The 15,694-nt window shown below is 64.4% G+C and carries 14 protein-coding genes; 2 read left to right on the top strand and 12 right to left on the bottom strand.

Annotated elements, in window-relative coordinates; genetic code table 11:
• Positions 1-65 precede the first annotated feature (65 nt).
• The 6 genes from GHT07_RS17810 to GHT07_RS17785 are packed head-to-tail and all read right to left on the bottom strand — an operon-like array spanning position 66 to position 6,691.
• Positions 66-563 carry a MarR family winged helix-turn-helix transcriptional regulator gene (locus GHT07_RS17810; protein ID WP_153586450.1) on the bottom strand — a complete coding sequence of 166 codons (498 nt, stop codon included), beginning with the start codon at positions 561-563 and terminating at the stop codon, positions 66-68.
• Positions 560-2,308, bottom strand: a complete 1,749-nt coding sequence (locus tag GHT07_RS17805; RefSeq protein ID WP_323740993.1) for a tannase/feruloyl esterase family alpha/beta hydrolase — start codon at positions 2,306-2,308, stop codon at positions 560-562. Before GHT07_RS17805 ends, GHT07_RS17810 begins: the two co-directional genes overlap by 4 nt.
• Complete coding sequence (locus GHT07_RS17800; RefSeq protein WP_153586448.1) at positions 2,305-3,285, bottom strand: Bug family tripartite tricarboxylate transporter substrate binding protein; 981 nt, start codon at positions 3,283-3,285, stop codon at positions 2,305-2,307. The genes GHT07_RS17805 and GHT07_RS17800 overlap by 4 nt, the downstream gene beginning before the upstream one ends.
• Positions 3,286-3,322: 37 nt before the next feature.
• Entirely contained in the window at positions 3,323-4,087 is a 765-nt protein-coding gene (locus GHT07_RS17795) for an SDR family NAD(P)-dependent oxidoreductase (protein WP_153586447.1), read from the bottom strand.
• A complete protein-coding gene (locus GHT07_RS17790) occupies positions 4,084-5,913 on the bottom strand; it encodes a feruloyl-CoA synthase (protein ID WP_323740992.1) in 1,830 nt (609 codons plus the stop codon). Before GHT07_RS17790 ends, GHT07_RS17795 begins: the two co-directional genes overlap by 4 nt.
• Positions 5,914-5,917: 4 nt before the next feature.
• Positions 5,918-6,691, bottom strand: a complete 774-nt coding sequence (locus GHT07_RS17785) for a crotonase/enoyl-CoA hydratase family protein (protein WP_153586446.1) — start codon at positions 6,689-6,691, stop codon at positions 5,918-5,920.
• 125 nt (positions 6,692-6,816) lie between these two features.
• Here GHT07_RS17785 and GHT07_RS17780 point away from each other — a divergent pair, with 125 nt between their 5' ends.
• Together GHT07_RS17780 and GHT07_RS17775 are read left to right on the top strand one after the other, a co-directional pair.
• The gene (locus GHT07_RS17780) at positions 6,817-7,686 is read left to right on the top strand and encodes an amidohydrolase family protein (RefSeq protein ID WP_153586445.1); all 870 of its coding nucleotides are present in this window, start codon (positions 6,817-6,819) and stop codon (positions 7,684-7,686) included.
• On the top strand, positions 7,683-9,542 hold the full coding sequence (locus GHT07_RS17775; protein WP_153586444.1) for an AMP-binding protein: 1,860 nt from the start codon (positions 7,683-7,685) through the stop codon (positions 9,540-9,542). Before GHT07_RS17780 ends, GHT07_RS17775 begins: the two co-directional genes overlap by 4 nt.
• Before the next feature lie 23 nt (positions 9,543-9,565).
• Here GHT07_RS17775 and GHT07_RS21560 read toward each other — a convergent pair whose 3' ends face one another.
• From GHT07_RS21560 to GHT07_RS17745, 6 genes are all read right to left on the bottom strand, one after another.
• A complete protein-coding gene (locus tag GHT07_RS21560) occupies positions 9,566-10,372 on the bottom strand; it encodes a porin (RefSeq protein ID WP_228488420.1) in 807 nt (268 codons plus the stop codon).
• A gap of 114 nt (positions 10,373-10,486) precedes the next feature.
• A complete protein-coding gene (locus GHT07_RS17765) occupies positions 10,487-10,837 on the bottom strand; it encodes an excalibur calcium-binding domain-containing protein (protein WP_228488419.1) in 351 nt (116 codons plus the stop codon).
• Between the two features lie 145 nt (positions 10,838-10,982).
• Complete coding sequence (locus GHT07_RS17760) at positions 10,983-11,591, bottom strand: 2-hydroxychromene-2-carboxylate isomerase (RefSeq protein ID WP_153586442.1); 609 nt, start codon at positions 11,589-11,591, stop codon at positions 10,983-10,985.
• A gap of 31 nt (positions 11,592-11,622) precedes the next feature.
• Complete coding sequence (locus GHT07_RS17755; protein WP_153586441.1) at positions 11,623-12,426, bottom strand: NAD-dependent epimerase/dehydratase family protein; 804 nt, start codon at positions 12,424-12,426, stop codon at positions 11,623-11,625.
• 15 nt (positions 12,427-12,441) lie between these two features.
• The gene (locus GHT07_RS17750) at positions 12,442-13,836 is read right to left on the bottom strand and encodes a M20 family metallopeptidase (protein ID WP_153586440.1); all 1,395 of its coding nucleotides are present in this window, start codon (positions 13,834-13,836) and stop codon (positions 12,442-12,444) included.
• A gap of 10 nt (positions 13,837-13,846) precedes the next feature.
• On the bottom strand, positions 13,847-15,343 hold the full coding sequence (locus GHT07_RS17745) for a glycine betaine ABC transporter substrate-binding protein (protein ID WP_153586439.1): 1,497 nt from the start codon (positions 15,341-15,343) through the stop codon (positions 13,847-13,849).
• Between the last annotated feature and the right edge of the window lie 351 nt (positions 15,344-15,694).

Below are 15,694 nucleotides of genomic sequence, written 5' to 3'. Positions count from 1 at the left end.
TCACTCCTCGGGGGAGAGGAGTGTACGCGGCGGGCGCTATGCAAACAATAGCGCCGGAGAATAAGTCACAGGTAAATCTTCTGGAGCAGCCGGATCAGCGTCTTCGTTTCTGATGGTGACAGTCGCGCCGCTGCTTGTGCCTCAAGTTCGGCCGCGGTCTTTTCTGCATCGCGCATGAGCTTGATGCCGCTCGCGCTCAGGTGCAGGCCCACTGCACGGCCATCGCGTGGATGCGGCTGGCGCTCGATCAGGCCGCGCTTTTCCAGTGCGTTCACCATGCCGACCAGGTTGGGCGGAAGAATGCCGAGCGTGGTGCACAACTGCCGCGACGTGATGCCGGGGTTGTGCGTGATGAGCGACAGCACCGAGAAGTCAACGGGCCGCAGCTTGTAGACCTTCATGCGCTGCAGGAAGATCTCGATCACGGCGAGCGCCGCGCGCCGTGCGTTGTAGCCGATCAGCCCTTCGAGGTAGCTCGTGTCGACGTGCTCGGTGACCGCTGGCTTTGCAGCCGGCCTGGCTTTCGCCTTCGCAGGCACTTTGGCGGGTGTCGTGCGGCTCATGAACCCGGTGCGCGGCACGCAAAACTGGCCGCAGTTTCTGCATCACCCGCAACGTAGCGCGGCACTTGCGGATATGGGCACAGCAGGCGGGTGCGCGTGGCGCTCCAGCTGGAGGGCACTTCCGCGTTCGGCACAGCCGTGCCTGCGCCGCGTGCAGTTGCAACGACTGCACCTGGCGCTTGCCCGCGCTCGACCCACTTCACCAGCTCGTCAAACAGATTCACCTGGTCGGTCGCTGGCCCGCCACGGCTGTGGTTCATACCGGGCACCAGATACAGGCGCTCCTGTGCAGCTGCAGCAGCGCCGTGCGCGCGATGAAACTGCTCATGCCAGGCAACGGTATCGAGCGCCGAGAACACCGGGTCGGCCGTGCCATGAAAGACGATGAGCTTGCCGCCAGCGGCTACAAAGTCGCGCATCGAAGGATCGGGCGGCGTCATGAAGCTCATCGACGACTGCGTGTAGGCACCACTCGTTGCCCGCACGAGACCCAGGTCGCGATCGATGTCGAAGCCGAGTGCGTAGTCGATCAGTGTTGTCCCCAGCCCCGTGACGGTTTGCGGTGATGCTGGCGGCGTCGCCATCACGAAGGCCATTGCAATCGAGTCCCGCGGGCCGACGCTGTTCACGAACTTCCATGTTGCCCAGTCGCGGCCTGCGATGCCCGGGTCTGCCGGCAAGCCCGCATAAACCGCTGAGCCGTCGCGTGTGCGTGGCCCGGCGAGTACGCGGGTGAGCACGTCTTTTTGCGCCGTGGTCAGGCATGTGCCCGCAGCCGAGCTCGCGTTGCACGCGGGCACATCGCGCTGCAGCTGGAATGCCGACTGGCAGCCCTGCAGGTCAGACACGATGCCATCCGTGAGGCCGTCGAGCGCATCGCAACGAGCGAGCACGCTGCGCGCGAACACGCTGAAGTCCGCAGGTGACAAGGCCGTGGTGAGGTCGGGCCGGTGGGTGGTGGCGTCGCGGCTGGCGATCGACGCGAACTGCTGCGCGCCCCACAGCTGCGTTGCGGCGGCGAGCGGCAGGCGCCAGCCCGGTGTGCTGACGAGAATGCCGTCGTACGCCTTGGGCAAGCGCGATGCCGTCACAAAGCCGTGGCGGCCGCCGTTCGATGTGCCGACGAAGTACGACGTGTCCGGGCCCCTGCCGTACACCGTGCGAATCAGCGCCTTGGCCATGGGCGTGAGTTGGGCGACGGCGTTGTAGCCGTAGTCGAGCCGCGCCTGGGGATCGAGCCCGAATGTCGCGCCGCCAATTGGCGTCGTGCGGTCGAATGCGTGACCCGCATCGGAGCTGATCACCGCAAAACCTTGCAGCAAGCCGTTGGTGACCGGGCCACCGCCGAGGATGTCGCCATAGGCCGGCGTCTGGAAGCCATCGAGGCCGCCGTTGGCCTGGTAGAAGAAGCGGCCGTTCCACTGCGTGGGCAGGCGCATCTCGAAGCCGATGGCGTAGGGCTTGCCATCGACAGGCCCAATGCGCTCGTTCATGGCGCCTTTGACGACGCAGTGCTCGGGCATCGCCGCAGCAATGCCGGGCAGCTTCAGTGTGCCGGCTGCAACTTTGTCGACCGACACGACGCGCGTGTTGGCGTAGCTGAACCGGGCTGCAATCGCATCGCAGCCCATGACCGCCGAAGCGCCCTGCGCCGGTGAGCGTGGCACAGCCGAGGGTGTGCTTGCGCAGCCAGCGCCGAGCGCGAGCGCCGCAATGGCGCTCGCGAATACAAGCGGGCGCTTCACGATTCCGGCGTGAAGCCGATCTGCTTGATCAGGCGGCGCCATTCTTCAGCGTCCGCGCGCAGCAGGTCGCCAAGCACTTGCGGCGACGACGACTGCACTTCCATGCCGAACTGCGCCATGCTGGTGATCACATCGTTTTGCGCGAGTGCAGGCTGCAGGTAAGCGGCAGCGCGGCGCACAACTTCAGGCCGTGCCTTGCCGGGCAGGAACACGCCATACCACTCGCGCACGGTGATGGGATAGCCCTGCTGGCGATACGTTGCCACTTCGGGCACAAACGGGCTGCGGTTCTGGCCGGAGATGGCGAGCACGCGCAGCTTGCCAGTCTTGATGTAGGGCAGGTAGTCGCCAACGGGTGACGACATGGCCGAGATCTGGCCGCCCAGCAAGTCCTGGATGCCGGGCGCGGAGCCGCGATAGGGGATGTGCTTCAAGTCACTGCCCGTCAGCTTGTTCAACAGCGCCACGATCAGGTGCGGCATGGAGCCGGCGCCCGGCGAGCCGTAGTTGGCCTTCTCGGGGTTGGCCTTGGCCCAGGCGAGGAAGTCTTTGACCGTCTTGACGCTCTCGGGCACTGCAGGGCCGACGCCGAAGGCGTGGTTGAAGTAGCAGGCGAGCGAGGCCGGTTGCACGTCTTCGAGCGGCTTGTAGGGCAGTGTCTTGTAAACGTACGGATAGATCGACAGCATCGACGAGGGCGTGAGCAGCAGCGTGCTGCCGTCAGCCGGGCTGTCCTTGAGTTGCGTGATGGCGATCTGGCCGCCAGCGCCGGGCTTGTTCTCAACGAGCACGTTGCTGGCGTAGTTGCCACGCAGCTTGTCTGCAAGGCGGCGCGACATGGCGTCGCTCGTGCCGCCCGGCGGAAAGCCGCAAAGGATGCGGGCGAGATCGAGCGAGGTCTGTGCGCCCGCTGTGAATGGCAGGCCCAGGGTGGCCAGGGCGGCGGTCTGTTTGACGAACTCTCTGCGGTTGCTCATGGGGTTGTCTCCTGCGGGTTAAATGAGTGAGCGTGACTTAGCGCGGCGCCATTCGCAACGCGCCATCCAGGCGAATCACTTCGCCGTTGAGGTGGTTGTTCGTGACGATATGGCATGCGAGCTGCGCAAACTCTTCGGGTTTGCCCAGGCGCGGCGGGAACGGAATGGAGGCGGCGAGCGACTGCTGCACCGCTTCTGGCAGCTGGCGCATCAAAGGCGTGGAGAACAGGCCCGGCGCGACGGTGCAGACGCGGATGGCGTGCTGCGCCAGATCGCGTGCCATGGGCAGTGTCATGCCGACGAGGCCGCCCTTGGAAGCGCTGTAGGCCTGCTGGCCGACCTGCCCGTCGAATGCGGCCACCGATGCGGTGAACATCATCACGCCGCGCTCGCCATCGGCCATGGGCGCGAGCTTCGCGCATTCGGCCGCGAAGAAGCGGCTGACGTTGTAGCTGCCGATGAGGTTCACATTCACCACACGCGCGAAGTCTTCCAGCGGTGCGGGAGAGCCGTCTTTTTGCACGATGCGTTTGGCCGAGCCGATGCCGGCAATGTTCATCAGGATGCGAGCCGGGCCATGTGCAGCCGTGGCCTTTGCAAGGGCTGCAACCACGCTGTCGGTGTTGGTGATGTCGCACTGGCACGCGATGCCGCCGATGTCTTTCGCGACGCTTTGCGCCATCTCCAGGTTGACGTCGAGCACCGCAACCTTGGCGCCCAGGCGCGCCAGTTCACGCGCCGTTGCCTCGCCAAGGCCGGAAGCGCCGCCGGTGACGATGGCTGCTTGTCCTTCGATGATCATGATTTCTTTCCTTGCGGCAGCAGGGTATAGGGCAGCGTGCCGCCGTGCAACGCATTCACGAGCGCATCACGGTGCTTGAGCACCGCGCGCTGGTTGATGGAGCCCTTGTCCGTCACCTCGCCTTTGTCGATGGAAGGCGGCTCGTGCATGAGGTGCAGGCGTGCGATCCGGCTCGAACTGCCGGTGGAGGATGCTGCGAGTTCATCCACCACTTTCTGGAAGTGAGCTTGGACCGGCGCGCTTTCGAGCACCTGCTTGAGCGGCGCAGTGTCTGGCAGGCCCGCGAGCTGGCGCACGGCAGGTGTTGGGAAAATCAGCGCGCCGACTTCATTCAAGTTGATGCCGGTGATCACTGCGTCTTGCACGTAGGGCGCGCCAGCGGCAATGATCTTTCCGCGCAGCGGGCCGACGGAGACGAACGTGCCCGTCGCGAGCTTGAAGTCTTCCGCGATGCGCCCATCGAACTTCAGGCCCTGGTGGATGTCTGCCTCGTCGATCCACAGCACCGCGTCGCCCGTGCAGAAGAAGCCTTCTTCGTCGAACGATTCCTGGGTGGCTTGTTCGTTGCGCCAATAGCCCGGCGTGATGTTCGGGCCCCGGTATCGCACCTCGGTCTTGCCATCGGCAGGCACGAGCTTGAGCTCGAGCCCCGGCGTCGGCACGCCGAGGTGGCCGGCCTTCACATTCGGGTTCGTGATGAAGATCGCGAAGGGCGACGACTCTGTCATGCCCAGGCCGGTGCCCATCACGATGCGCTCGCCGATCTCGCGCTCCTGGCTTTCATGCAGGGCGTCCCACACCGGCTGCGCAAGCGCGGCGCCGGCATAGAAGAACATCTGCACGCGCGAGAGCAGGTTGCGGCGAAGCACGTCATCCGTTTTCATCGCGTTGGCGATCGCTTCGAAACCCGTGGGCACGTTGAAGTACACGGTGGGTGCTATCTCGCGCAGGTTGCGCAGTGTCTCGCCGACGAACGCGGGCGTGGGCTTGCCGTCGTCGATGTACAGCGTGCCGCCATTGAAGATCGTGAGGCCAACGTTGTGGTTGCCGCCAAACGTGTGGTTCCACGGCAGCCAGTCAACGAGCACAGGTGTTTGCGCCAGCACCGGCATCGAATGGCACATCTGCTGCTGGTTGGCGCACCACATGCGGTGGGTGTTGATCACCGCCTTGGGCAGCTTGGTCGAGCCGGAGGTGAACAGGAATTTCGCGATTGTGTCGGGGCCGGTCGCTTGCATGGCTGCGTCGACTGCCGGCGTTGGGTCAGCCTCGGGCGCGCGGCCGTAGACCACTTCGATGTCGTTGCCGACAGTGGCCCGCACGGCCTTGCCGTAGCGCGCTTCATCCGTGGCGAACACAAGGCCTGGCGTGAGCGTGGCCAGCACGTGGCGCAGCTTGTCGAAGTCCTGGCTCACAAGTGAGTAGGCAGGCGATACGGGGCTGTACGGAATGCCTGCATAGAGGCAGCCGAGCGCGAGCAGCGCGTGTTCGATGCTGTTCTCGCTGAGGATGGCGACGGGCCGCTGCGCATCCAGGCCGCGGTCGAGCAGCGCCTGGCCGATGCGGCGCGCCTTCGCGAGCGCTTGCCGGTACGTCACGTGCTGCCACTCGCCTGTGGTGCCATCGGCCTGCTTCACGCGGCGCGCGATGAAAGTGCGGTCGGGCGCGACTTCGGCCCAGTGCACGAGGCGATCCGTCAGGCGCTGCGGATGCTCGCCGAGCGGATGCTCAGCCTTGATGTAGCGCACGCCACCCGCGCCTTCGCGCAGCGTCACTCGATCGACCGGGAAGGCGAGTGGGCGATAGCGTGGCGCGGTGGTCGTCACGTCGTCAGTCTTTCTTGACTTTGTTGGCGCGGCCTTCCAGGAAGTCGCGCACGCGGCTCTTGGCTTCAGGCGCGCTTTGCGCAATGGCGGCCATGAGTGCTTCGGTGAGGAAGCCCTGGTCGGCAGGCTGCTCTGCAATGCGTGGTAACGCGTGCATGAGTGCGTAGTTGGTGAGCGGCGCGTTGGAGGCGACGCGCGTCGCGATCTCGATGGCCTTTTCAGTCGCCGTGCCCGTGGGCACCAGGTATTGCGCCAGGCCGATTCGCTCGCCGTCTTGTGCGTTGTACACGCGGCCGGTGAGCATCATGTCGGCCATGCGCGCGGCGCCAATCAGGCGCGGGATGCGCACCGCGCCGCCGCCGCCGACGAAGATGCCGCGCGAGCCTTCGGGCAGGGCATAGAAAGTGGATTCATCCGCCACGCGAATGTGGCATGCACTTGCCAGTTCCAGGCCGCCGCCAACGACCGCGCCATGCAGCGCAGCAACGACGGGCGCGGGGCCATATTGCACGGCTTCCAGCGCGGCGTGCCACATGCGCGAATGCATCATGCCGGCGCCAGCATCGCGCTCTTTGAGCTCCGACAGATCCAGGCCCGCGCAGAAGTGATCGCCCTCGCCATCGAGCACGATCGCGCGCACACTGGGCGGCATGGTCTCGAACATTTCACGGATGGCAAGCACGAGGCCATCGCTCAGCGCATTGCGCTTGGCGGGGCGGCTCAGGCGCACGATGGCGATGTTGTCGCGCAGTTCGAGTTGGACGTCTTTGGAGGTCATGTGATGGTTGCCTGTGGGTTGAATTATTGTTATAAATAATAATCACTTCAAGGCCGGCGGCCTAGTACTTTCCCTAGCCGCGACACTTCAGCGCACGCTGGCCCGCCACAACGGAGACAACACAGATGGACCACGCCAACCTCATCGCGATTGATGTGCACACGCACGCCGAAATCAGCTGCTGGAACCCTTTTGACAGCTACGGTGAAGAGTACGACCGCGCGGCAGACAAGTACTTCCGCTCCAGCCGCCGGCCCACCATCGCCGAGACCATCGCGTACTACCGCGAGCGAAAGATCGGCCTGGTGATGTTCACGGTAGACAGCGAGTCGAACCTGGGCCGCCGCCGCATCCCGAACGAGGAAATTGCGCAGGCCGCCAAAGAGAACAGCGACATGATGATGTGCTTTGCGAGCATCGATCCGCACAAGGGCAAGATGGGCGCGCGTGAAGCTGAACGTTTGATCACCGAGCACGGCGTGAAGGGTTTCAAGTTCCACCCGACTGTGCAGGGCTATCACCCGTACGACAAGATGGCCTGGCCCATCTATGAAGTGATCAACGCGCACAAGCTGCCCGCGATTTTTCATACGGGGCACAGTGGCATCGGCTCGGGCATGCGTTGCGGCGGCGGGCTGCGGCTGGAGTACAGCAATCCGATGCATCTTGATGACGTGGCGCTGTCGTTCCCCGACATGCAAGTGGTGATGGCCCACCCAAGCTTTCCGTGGCAGGACGAAGCGTTGTCGGTTGCCACGCACAAGCCGAATGTGTGGATCGACTTGTCGGGCTGGAGCCCCAAATACTTCCCGAAGCAACTCGTGCAGTACGCGAACACGCTGCTCAAAGACCGCGTGCTGTTCGGCAGCGACTACCCGCTCATCACGCCCGAGCGCTGGATGAGCGACTTCCAGGAAGCTGGCTTCAAGCCTGAAGTGATGCCCGGCATCCTGAAGGGCAACGCGGTGCGGCTGCTCGGGCTCGACAAGGCATGAGTGCGCCGGGTGCGGGCGGCGAGTTCTTTCGCGGCCTTGCGGACATTGAGGCGCTGGAGGCGGGCACGCCGTACGAGCAGGCGATACCTGCGCGCACGACGTATGGATTGATAGAGCGCGCGGCGAAGTTGTTCGGCCAACGCATTGCGTTCACGTATTTGCCCGACGGTGAGCCTGGCACCGCGCCGCATCGCATCACCTATGGCGAAGTGCTGGCGCATGTGAATCGCGCGGCCAACCTGTTTCGCAGCCTCGGTGTCGGCCCGGGCGATTCGGTGGCGATTCTTGCGCCGAACATCCCCGCTACGCACTACGCGTTGTGGGGTGCGCAAGTGGCAGGGCGCGCTTGCCCGATCAATTTCATGCTGCAGCCCGACCATATTGCGGCCTTGCTGGAGGCGAGCGGTGCAAAGGTCGTGGTCGCATTGGGTCCGCACCATGAACTGGATGTGTGGCACGCACTGCAACGCGTGCCGGGCTTGCAATCGCGCCGGGTGCTGCATATCGACGCAGGCGGCACGGCGTCTGAAGATTCGTTCGATGCGTTGATTGCCGCGCAGCCTTCGGCACTCACCTTCGACCCGCAGCTCACGCCTGACCGTATCGCGGCCTTGTTTCACACCGGCGGAACCACAGGTGCGCCCAAGCTCGTGCAGCACACGCACGGCAACGAGGCGCACACCTCCTGGTTCGCGCATCGCTTCTATGGTTTTGATGAGCACACAGTGGAGGTCAACGGCTTTCCGCTGTTCCATGTGGCGGGTGCGTTCGTGTATGGCCTTGCGATGCTGGCTATCGGTGCATCGCAAGTGCTGCCAACGGTGACGGGCATGCGCAACGCCGTGTTCATGCGCCACTACTGGAAGTTCTGTGAGCGCGAGAAGGTGACGGCCTTGGCGTGCGTGCCGACGATCCTTGCGGGGCTGTGCAATGTGCCGATCGATGCAGATATCAGCACCGTGCGTGTGGCCTACACGGGTGGCTCACCCCTGCCGGGCGAGCTGGCTTCCCGATTTGAAACTGCAACCGGTATCGCCGTGCGCAACATCCTGGGCATGACGGAGTGCGCGGGCCTCGTGGCGATCGAGCCTTATGCATCGCCGCGCGTGCCGGGCTCGGCAGGCCTGCGCATGCCCTACAGCGAAGTGCGTGTGGTCCGCTGGCGCCATGACGCGCTCGACTTCGACGACATGTGCGCTGCAGGAGAGACGGGCGTGATCGTCCTGCGCGGGCCGCACATGAGCCCTGGCTACACCGACGCGCGCCGCAACGCGGGCATGTTCGAGCAGGGCTGGATCGTGTCGGGCGACCTGGGCCATCTCGATGGCAGTGGCGGCATTCACGTGACGGGCCGCGCGAAGGACGTGATCATCCGCGGGTCGCACAACATCGATCCCGGGCTTGTCGAGGAGGCGTTTCTCGCGCATCCGGCTGTGGCGATGTGCGCCGTGGTCGCAGAGCCGGATGCGCACGCTGGTGAAGTGCCCGTGGCCTTTGTCACCTTGAAACCTGGCGCTGCTGTGTCAGCGGAGGCAGTGTTGAAGTCCGTCGGGCCGCATGTCTATGAGCGGCCCGCCACGCCCAGGCGCGTGGTCGTTCTGGATGCCTTGCCATTGACCGCGGTCGGAAAGATTTTCAAGCCGGCGCTGCGGCTCCAGGCCATCGAGATCAAGCTCGAAGAGCTGCTCGCTGCAGTGTGCGAGGGCCGCAGCGTGGCGGTGTCTGCGGCAGAAGAGGGTGGCGTCGCTGTGGCGCGGGTCGTGATCGCAGGCCCTGGCGATGACGCTCTGGCTGTTCGCTGCCGCAACTCGCTCGGCGCGATTGCCGTGCGCGTGGAAATTTCGTTCACTGCATAGCCAACGCCATGCGCGGGCAGCGCTTACCGCTCGTTCTTGCCCTTTTGCACACAGACCGACACCGTCACGTTGCCTGCCAGTGGCTGCAATGAAGCCGTGCGCTGGTCAAAGTAGCTCAGCTGGAGCAGGGAGTTGCCGAAGTCCGTGGTGACCACGAGCTTGCTGCCATAGGTGTACGGCCCGCTCACCGTTGTCTGGGCGCCGTCGAAGTAGAACGAATCGATGCTCGGGTAGGCAGAGGTTGCGTTGATCGAGTAAGACGCGGGCATGCCCAGGATGCGGGAGTTCGAGACGCAGCCAATCGGCAGCATGCCGTTGCCAAACGGCGGGTTGATGACGCCGCCGCCCGTGTTCTCCATCACCGTAGGGTCCACCGAGCGGACGCACAACCCGTCGAGCGCGTTGGTGGCGTGGCGGTTGGGAAGGCGCGGGTCCAGGAAGCCGCCACTCATGATCACCTTGGAGATGAATTCGTTGCGCGACAGCGCGAGCGGGATAGGACTCGTCTGCTTGCGGTTCCACGCGTTGGTCGTGAAGTCGCTGGCAGAAAACGTGCCCAGTGTTTCCACACGGCCCGTGCACTGTTGCTGCGGCGTCTTGACCCACTCGCCCTCCGGGTAAGGCAGGATCGAACGCCACACACCGCCTTCCGTCACCACCCGCGTGTCGCCTGTGCTTGCATTGATGCAGATGTCAGTGCCGGGCAGGTAACTGAAGCCCGCGCCGAACACGGAGCAGACCCTGACGTATTCCACCGGTGCTGCATGGCTTGCCAGGGGTGCCAGCAGCAGCGCGGCGCATGCCGCAATCGACTTGAGGTGCCGGGTCATGAATTGCTCCAGGGTTGGGATGGCCGGGGCGACAGTGCCGCCGTGTGAGGCTGCCCAGTATAGGAAGCGCAGGTCTGGACGTACAGGGCTGCGATCGCGCTGGCTGCTGCCGGCTCAGGGTGTGCACCACTGCTTCTCGCAGGGAATGCCGTTGTGGTCGCCATCCATCTGCGCGCCGGGGCAGTTGTCGAGGAAGTACTTGGCCTCTGCGCAGGACTTCATCTGGGAGCAACGTGTGCGCCCGTCGCAACGGTAGGGGCTGAATGTGTATGAAGTCCCGGGGTCTGCCTTGCGGGCGGCGGACGCAGCCGTCGCGGCGCGCCGCTTCTTTGCCCGTGCGTTGAGCTCTTCGACTGTCGGGCGCTGGATCGCCCCGGTGGGCGGACACGGACTTTGCTGAAAGACGACGGAGCCGTTCACCGTGCACTTGACGACTGGCGACGCAGTGGCTGCGGCGGTGGCCATGACGAGAGCAGCAATTACACCGAGACCTGAAAAGGTTTTGCGCATGGTGAATTCGATGCGGTGGGGGACTGCCGGACAGTGTAAGCCCCGTGGCGCACTCTTGACCTCCCGGCCCCGGCTCAGCAGGAGAGGGCGGTCAACAGGCTTACCAGCCACCGCGCTTGAGCCACTCATCCACATCGGCCAGGCGATCAAAGCCCCAGAAGGGCTCACTGTCCACCACCACCGTGGGTGAGCCAAAAATCCCGGCGCGCAGCGATGCGTCAACTTCACGCCGCAGCAGGGTTGCCGCAAACTCGCCGTGCAACTGCGACTCCAGCCACGCCGGGCTCAACCCATCCGGCAAGGCAATTCTGGCGACGGCTTCAGGCGTCGAGAGATCAAGACCCTGGGCCCAGTACGCGCGATAGATCAGCCGCGCCATCAGCTCCTGCAGGTGCGGATGGTGATGTTTGACCAGGCAGAACGCGCGGGCCATCGGCAAGGGGTTGCCCACTGGCGCATCGATGTCGCGCGCGAAGGCAATCTTGTTCTTGCGCACATGCCGCAGCACGTCGCGCCTGGCATAGTCGCCCTTGAGCGGTGTGTCGAGCAGGGGCTTGAGCCCCATCACTTTCATCACCGACACGCCTAGCAGCATGGCGTGCCATTCGACGGTGCGGCCGTGCTTTTTGGCGAGGTCTTCGATCTTCAGGCTTGCAAGGTAGCCGTACGGCGAGATGAAGTCGAAATAGAAGTGAAGCGGCGCGGGCATGTGCAAAGGCAAAGTGAAGGGGCAGGTTGCTTCAGGGCTCGAACGGCCCCATCTTCACGAATGCGCCGCCCTGGTACTTCAACGCAGGATCGGCGGCATCGAGCATGGGCTGCGTCTCGACTTTCGTGCGAAAGATCTCCGAGGTGTCCTGCGGGTGAAAGCCCAGGTGCGCGGCTTTCGAGTTGTCCCACCACTGGTCGCGATTGGCGGACATGCCGTACACGATCGTGTGCCCGAGCTTCGGCGCAAACAGGCAGCAGCGAATGAGCTCGGTGAGGTCACGCGAACTCAGCCACGTGATCAGCATGCGCCTGTCTTTCGGCTCAGGGAACGACGAGCCGATGCGCATGCAGGCTGTCTCGATGCCGTAGCGGTCGAAGTAAAACCGCGAGAGGTCTTCACCATACGACTTCGACAGGCCGTAGTAGCCATCGGGCCGCTTCACGCAGTCGGCGTCGATCACCTGGCCCTGCTCGTGAAAGCCGATCACATGGTTGGAGCTCGCGAATACAACGCGCTTGACGCCGTGGCGCCTCGCGCCTTCATAGATGTGGAACACGCCCTTGATGTTGGCTTCGAGAATTTCCTCGAACGGCCGTTCGACGGAGACGCCACCCATGTGGACGATGGCGTCGCAGCCCGCGACAAGTGCATCAACGGCCTGCTTGTCAGCAAGGTTGCAGGCCACCACCTCCTCGCCGGCCGCGGCTTGCGCCATCGGTGCGACATCGGACAGGCGCAGGGTCTTCGCGTAGGGCTTGAGGCTGTCGCGCAGGATTTTCCCCAGCGCGCCCGCTGCGCCTGTGAGCAGGAGTCTGTTCAGTGGTTCTGGCATGGCGTCTCGTTGGTGTTACATCAACCGGTGCGGTGTCTCGCCCGCGCCAAGGTCCCAATACAGCCCCGTCATCACGGCCAGCGCTTCGCGCAGCAGTTGCGGCGGCAGGTGTTCGTTCGGCGCATGCTGCGAGCAACCCGGATACGAGTGCGGCACCCACACCGTGCGCAGGCCCAGCACGTCGGTGAAGATGTCGTTGGGCAATGAGCCGCCGAGATTGGGCAACACCGCCGGCTTCTTGCCGGTGGTCCGGGTGATCGACTCTGCAGCCCAACGCACCCACGGGTCGTCCGGGTCGATGCGAGTGGCCGCGAAGATCTCGTCGCGCGTCGACGTGATCTGCACCATGGAGAACCCGTGCCGGTCCAGATGGCTGCGCAGGGCGGGCATGAACTGCGCCGGATCCGGCCCGACCACAAAGCGCAGCTGGCAGCGCGCCCATGCAGTGGCCGGTATGGCGTTGACGGGTGTTTGCGGGTTGCCTGTCTTGTACGCGAGCACTTCAAAGGAACACCAGCCGAACACCCGCTCGGCGGGGCTCAGCCCCGGCTCGCCCCACCACGGCTCGATGGCGGGGCCATCTGTGCCGCCATCAACTTCGCAATCGGCGAGCGCGCGCCGCACCGGCTCCGGCAGTTCGGTGGGCACCCATTGCGGAATACGGATTTGCCCCGTCGGCCCCACGATGCATGCAATGGCGTGCGCCAGCTGGATGCCGGGATTGGAGATCAGGCCACCCCAGTTGCCGCTGTGATGCGCACCCTTGCGCGCTTCGATGCTGAGGTCGAAGTTGAGGGCGCCACGCGTGCCGAGAAAAATCGTCGGGCGGTCAGGACGCAAGCGCGGACCGTCCGAGGCGAGCAGCAAGTCGGCGTGGAACAGATCCTTGTTCGCTTCGCACAGCTCGCGCAGGCCCGGTGAGCCCGTCTCTTCGCCCATCTCGATCAGGTACTTCGAGTTGAAGCCGAGGCGGCCGCGCTGCTCGAGCACATGGGCCATCGCCTCCATGTTGGTGGTGTGCTGGCCCTTGTTGTCCGCGATGCCGCGGCCATACCAGCGGCCATCACGCTCGGTCAATGTCCAGGGCGAGAGGCCTTCCTTCCACTCGGGCTCGAGCCCGCGGATCACGTCACCGTGGCCATAGCCGAACACGGTGGGCAGCCCATCGCCCTCGATGCGCTGCGCGTACAGGAAAGGCGCCAGCGCCTTCGGGTGCGTCAGCGTGCGGCACTCGAAGCCCATTGCTTCAAACGCGGGCTGCATGTGCTGCGAGAGGTACGACGCCAGTTCGGGCGCGCGTGCGCTGTTCTGGCTTTCCGTTGGAATGGCGATGCGGCGGGCCAGCGTTTCGCGAAACGCGCCGGAATCGAACTGCGCTTGCGAATACGCAATGGCTTGCGATCTGTTCATGAGGCTCATCCTACTGGGGGCGCGAGCGGCGCGCGATCAGTTCGAACACCAATTCGCTCGCCAGGGCCAACACGGCCGCCGGAATGGCGCCGGCCAGCAGCAAGTCGCTGTCGTTGATGGCCAGGCCCGTGACGATTCGCTCGCCGTAGCCTCCTGCGCCGACAAACGCAGCGATCGTCGCCGTGCCGATGGCGATAGTGACTGCAGTGCGCACCCCCGCAAGAATCGTCGGCATCGCAAGCGGAAGCTGTACCAGCCGCAGCGACTGCCCAGGCGACAGGCCCAGTGCTGCTGCCGCATCTCGCAGGCCTTGCGGTACCTCTGCCAGGCCCGTGACGGTATTGCGCATGATGGGCAAGAGCGCATACAGGGTCAGCGCGATGACCGCAGGCACAACGCCGATCGCGCCGACCACCCAGATCAGGATCGCCAGCAGCGCGAGCGACGGGATCGTTTGCAGCAGGCCGGTCGCACCGAGCAGCAGGCTGCGAACGCGCGGATGGGGAAATGCGAGCAGGCCCAGCGGAATGGCGATGAGCGCGGCTGTCGCCACCGACACCACGACAAGCCCCAGGTGCTGCACCGTCAACCTGCCGAGATCGGGGCCGAACAGTTTGCTGGCAAAGCCCGCGCTGGGTGCGGCTTGTGCGCTGGATGTTCCTGCGAGATGCTCACGCGCGATGGCGTCGAATGCTGCACCTTGCAGCTCCGCGCGCGCGTTCATCGCGATCATGGCGCCCTCATCGATGGTGCCGGACAGGCGCGTCAGCGCGGCCCAGGCTTTCGGAAACTTCTGCGGCACTTCAAGCCGGTACAGCACCAGCGCGTCGTATCGCGGAAAGTAGTGGCGGTCGTCCTGCAAGACCGTGAGCTTCAGGTGGCCGATCTTGGCGTCGGTGGTGTAGATGTCCATCACGTCGATCTGCCCGGCTGCAATAGCGTCATACGCCAGGCCATGGTCCAGGCCTGTGGGTTGCTGGCTGAAGCCATAGGCCCGCGCAAGCCCGGGCCAGCCGTCGGCGCGGCCGAGGAACTCGTTCGACAGACCGATCTTCAAGCCGGTGTGCCGGGCCAGGTCGCCGAGCGTGCGAATCTTCAGGCGCTGCGCTTCGTCGCCACGCATTGCCAGCGCATACCCGTCGTTAAAGCCCAGCGGAATGGCTGCTGCGAGGCCGAGTGGCGCCAACCCTCTGTTCATCTCCTCAAGCGACATCGGCTTGTTGCTCTTGAGGATTTCCAGGGCAATGGTGCCAGCGTATTCGGGATAGAGATCGATGCTGCCCGAGCGCAGCGCTTCGTACACGATGGCCGTGTTGCCCAGACCCTGCTTGACCTCAGGCGGCGTGGGCAGGTGTGGGGCTGCCGTCTGCGCCAGCACTTGGGCCAGGATGTACGACTCCGTGAAGCGCTTGGAGCCGATGCGCAACGGTTCTGCAGCGAACGCGCCGGCAGCGAAGGCCCAGGCAGCCAGCAACGCGAAAGTGCTCAGGAATGCAGTGCGCTTCATGCGCAACGATTATGGGCGCGTGCTGCCTTGCATTGAAACCGGCACGGCGCTTGCGTACATTTTGGACGACAGGACAAGCACTGAGAAACTCTTGCGCGGCTTTTCTGTCTATCGTTGACTACCGTGAATTCAGTCGCTTGCTTACATGACTTCACAGGCAGAAGATGGTGATGTCGATAGAGTGCGAGTGGTGGGTCTTCGGGGGGTGCAGTCACAGTAAACCTTAGGGAATCTCTGAATAAGTCCACCGATGATGCCTTCGTGCGTTGATCTTGCAAAGGAGCACGCGATGAGTCAGATCAGCTTTGCGGATGCGGAGTACGCGGGCAAGAGGAAGAAGACACGGCGAGA

Origin of the sequence: Caenimonas koreensis DSM 17982, from assembly GCF_009646335.1 — a bacterium.
Classification (GTDB): Bacteria; Pseudomonadota; Gammaproteobacteria; order Burkholderiales; family Burkholderiaceae_C; genus Ramlibacter; species Ramlibacter koreensis.
The sequence above is the reverse complement of the archived record's forward strand: the minus strand, read 5'-3'. Positions and strand labels throughout refer to the sequence as shown.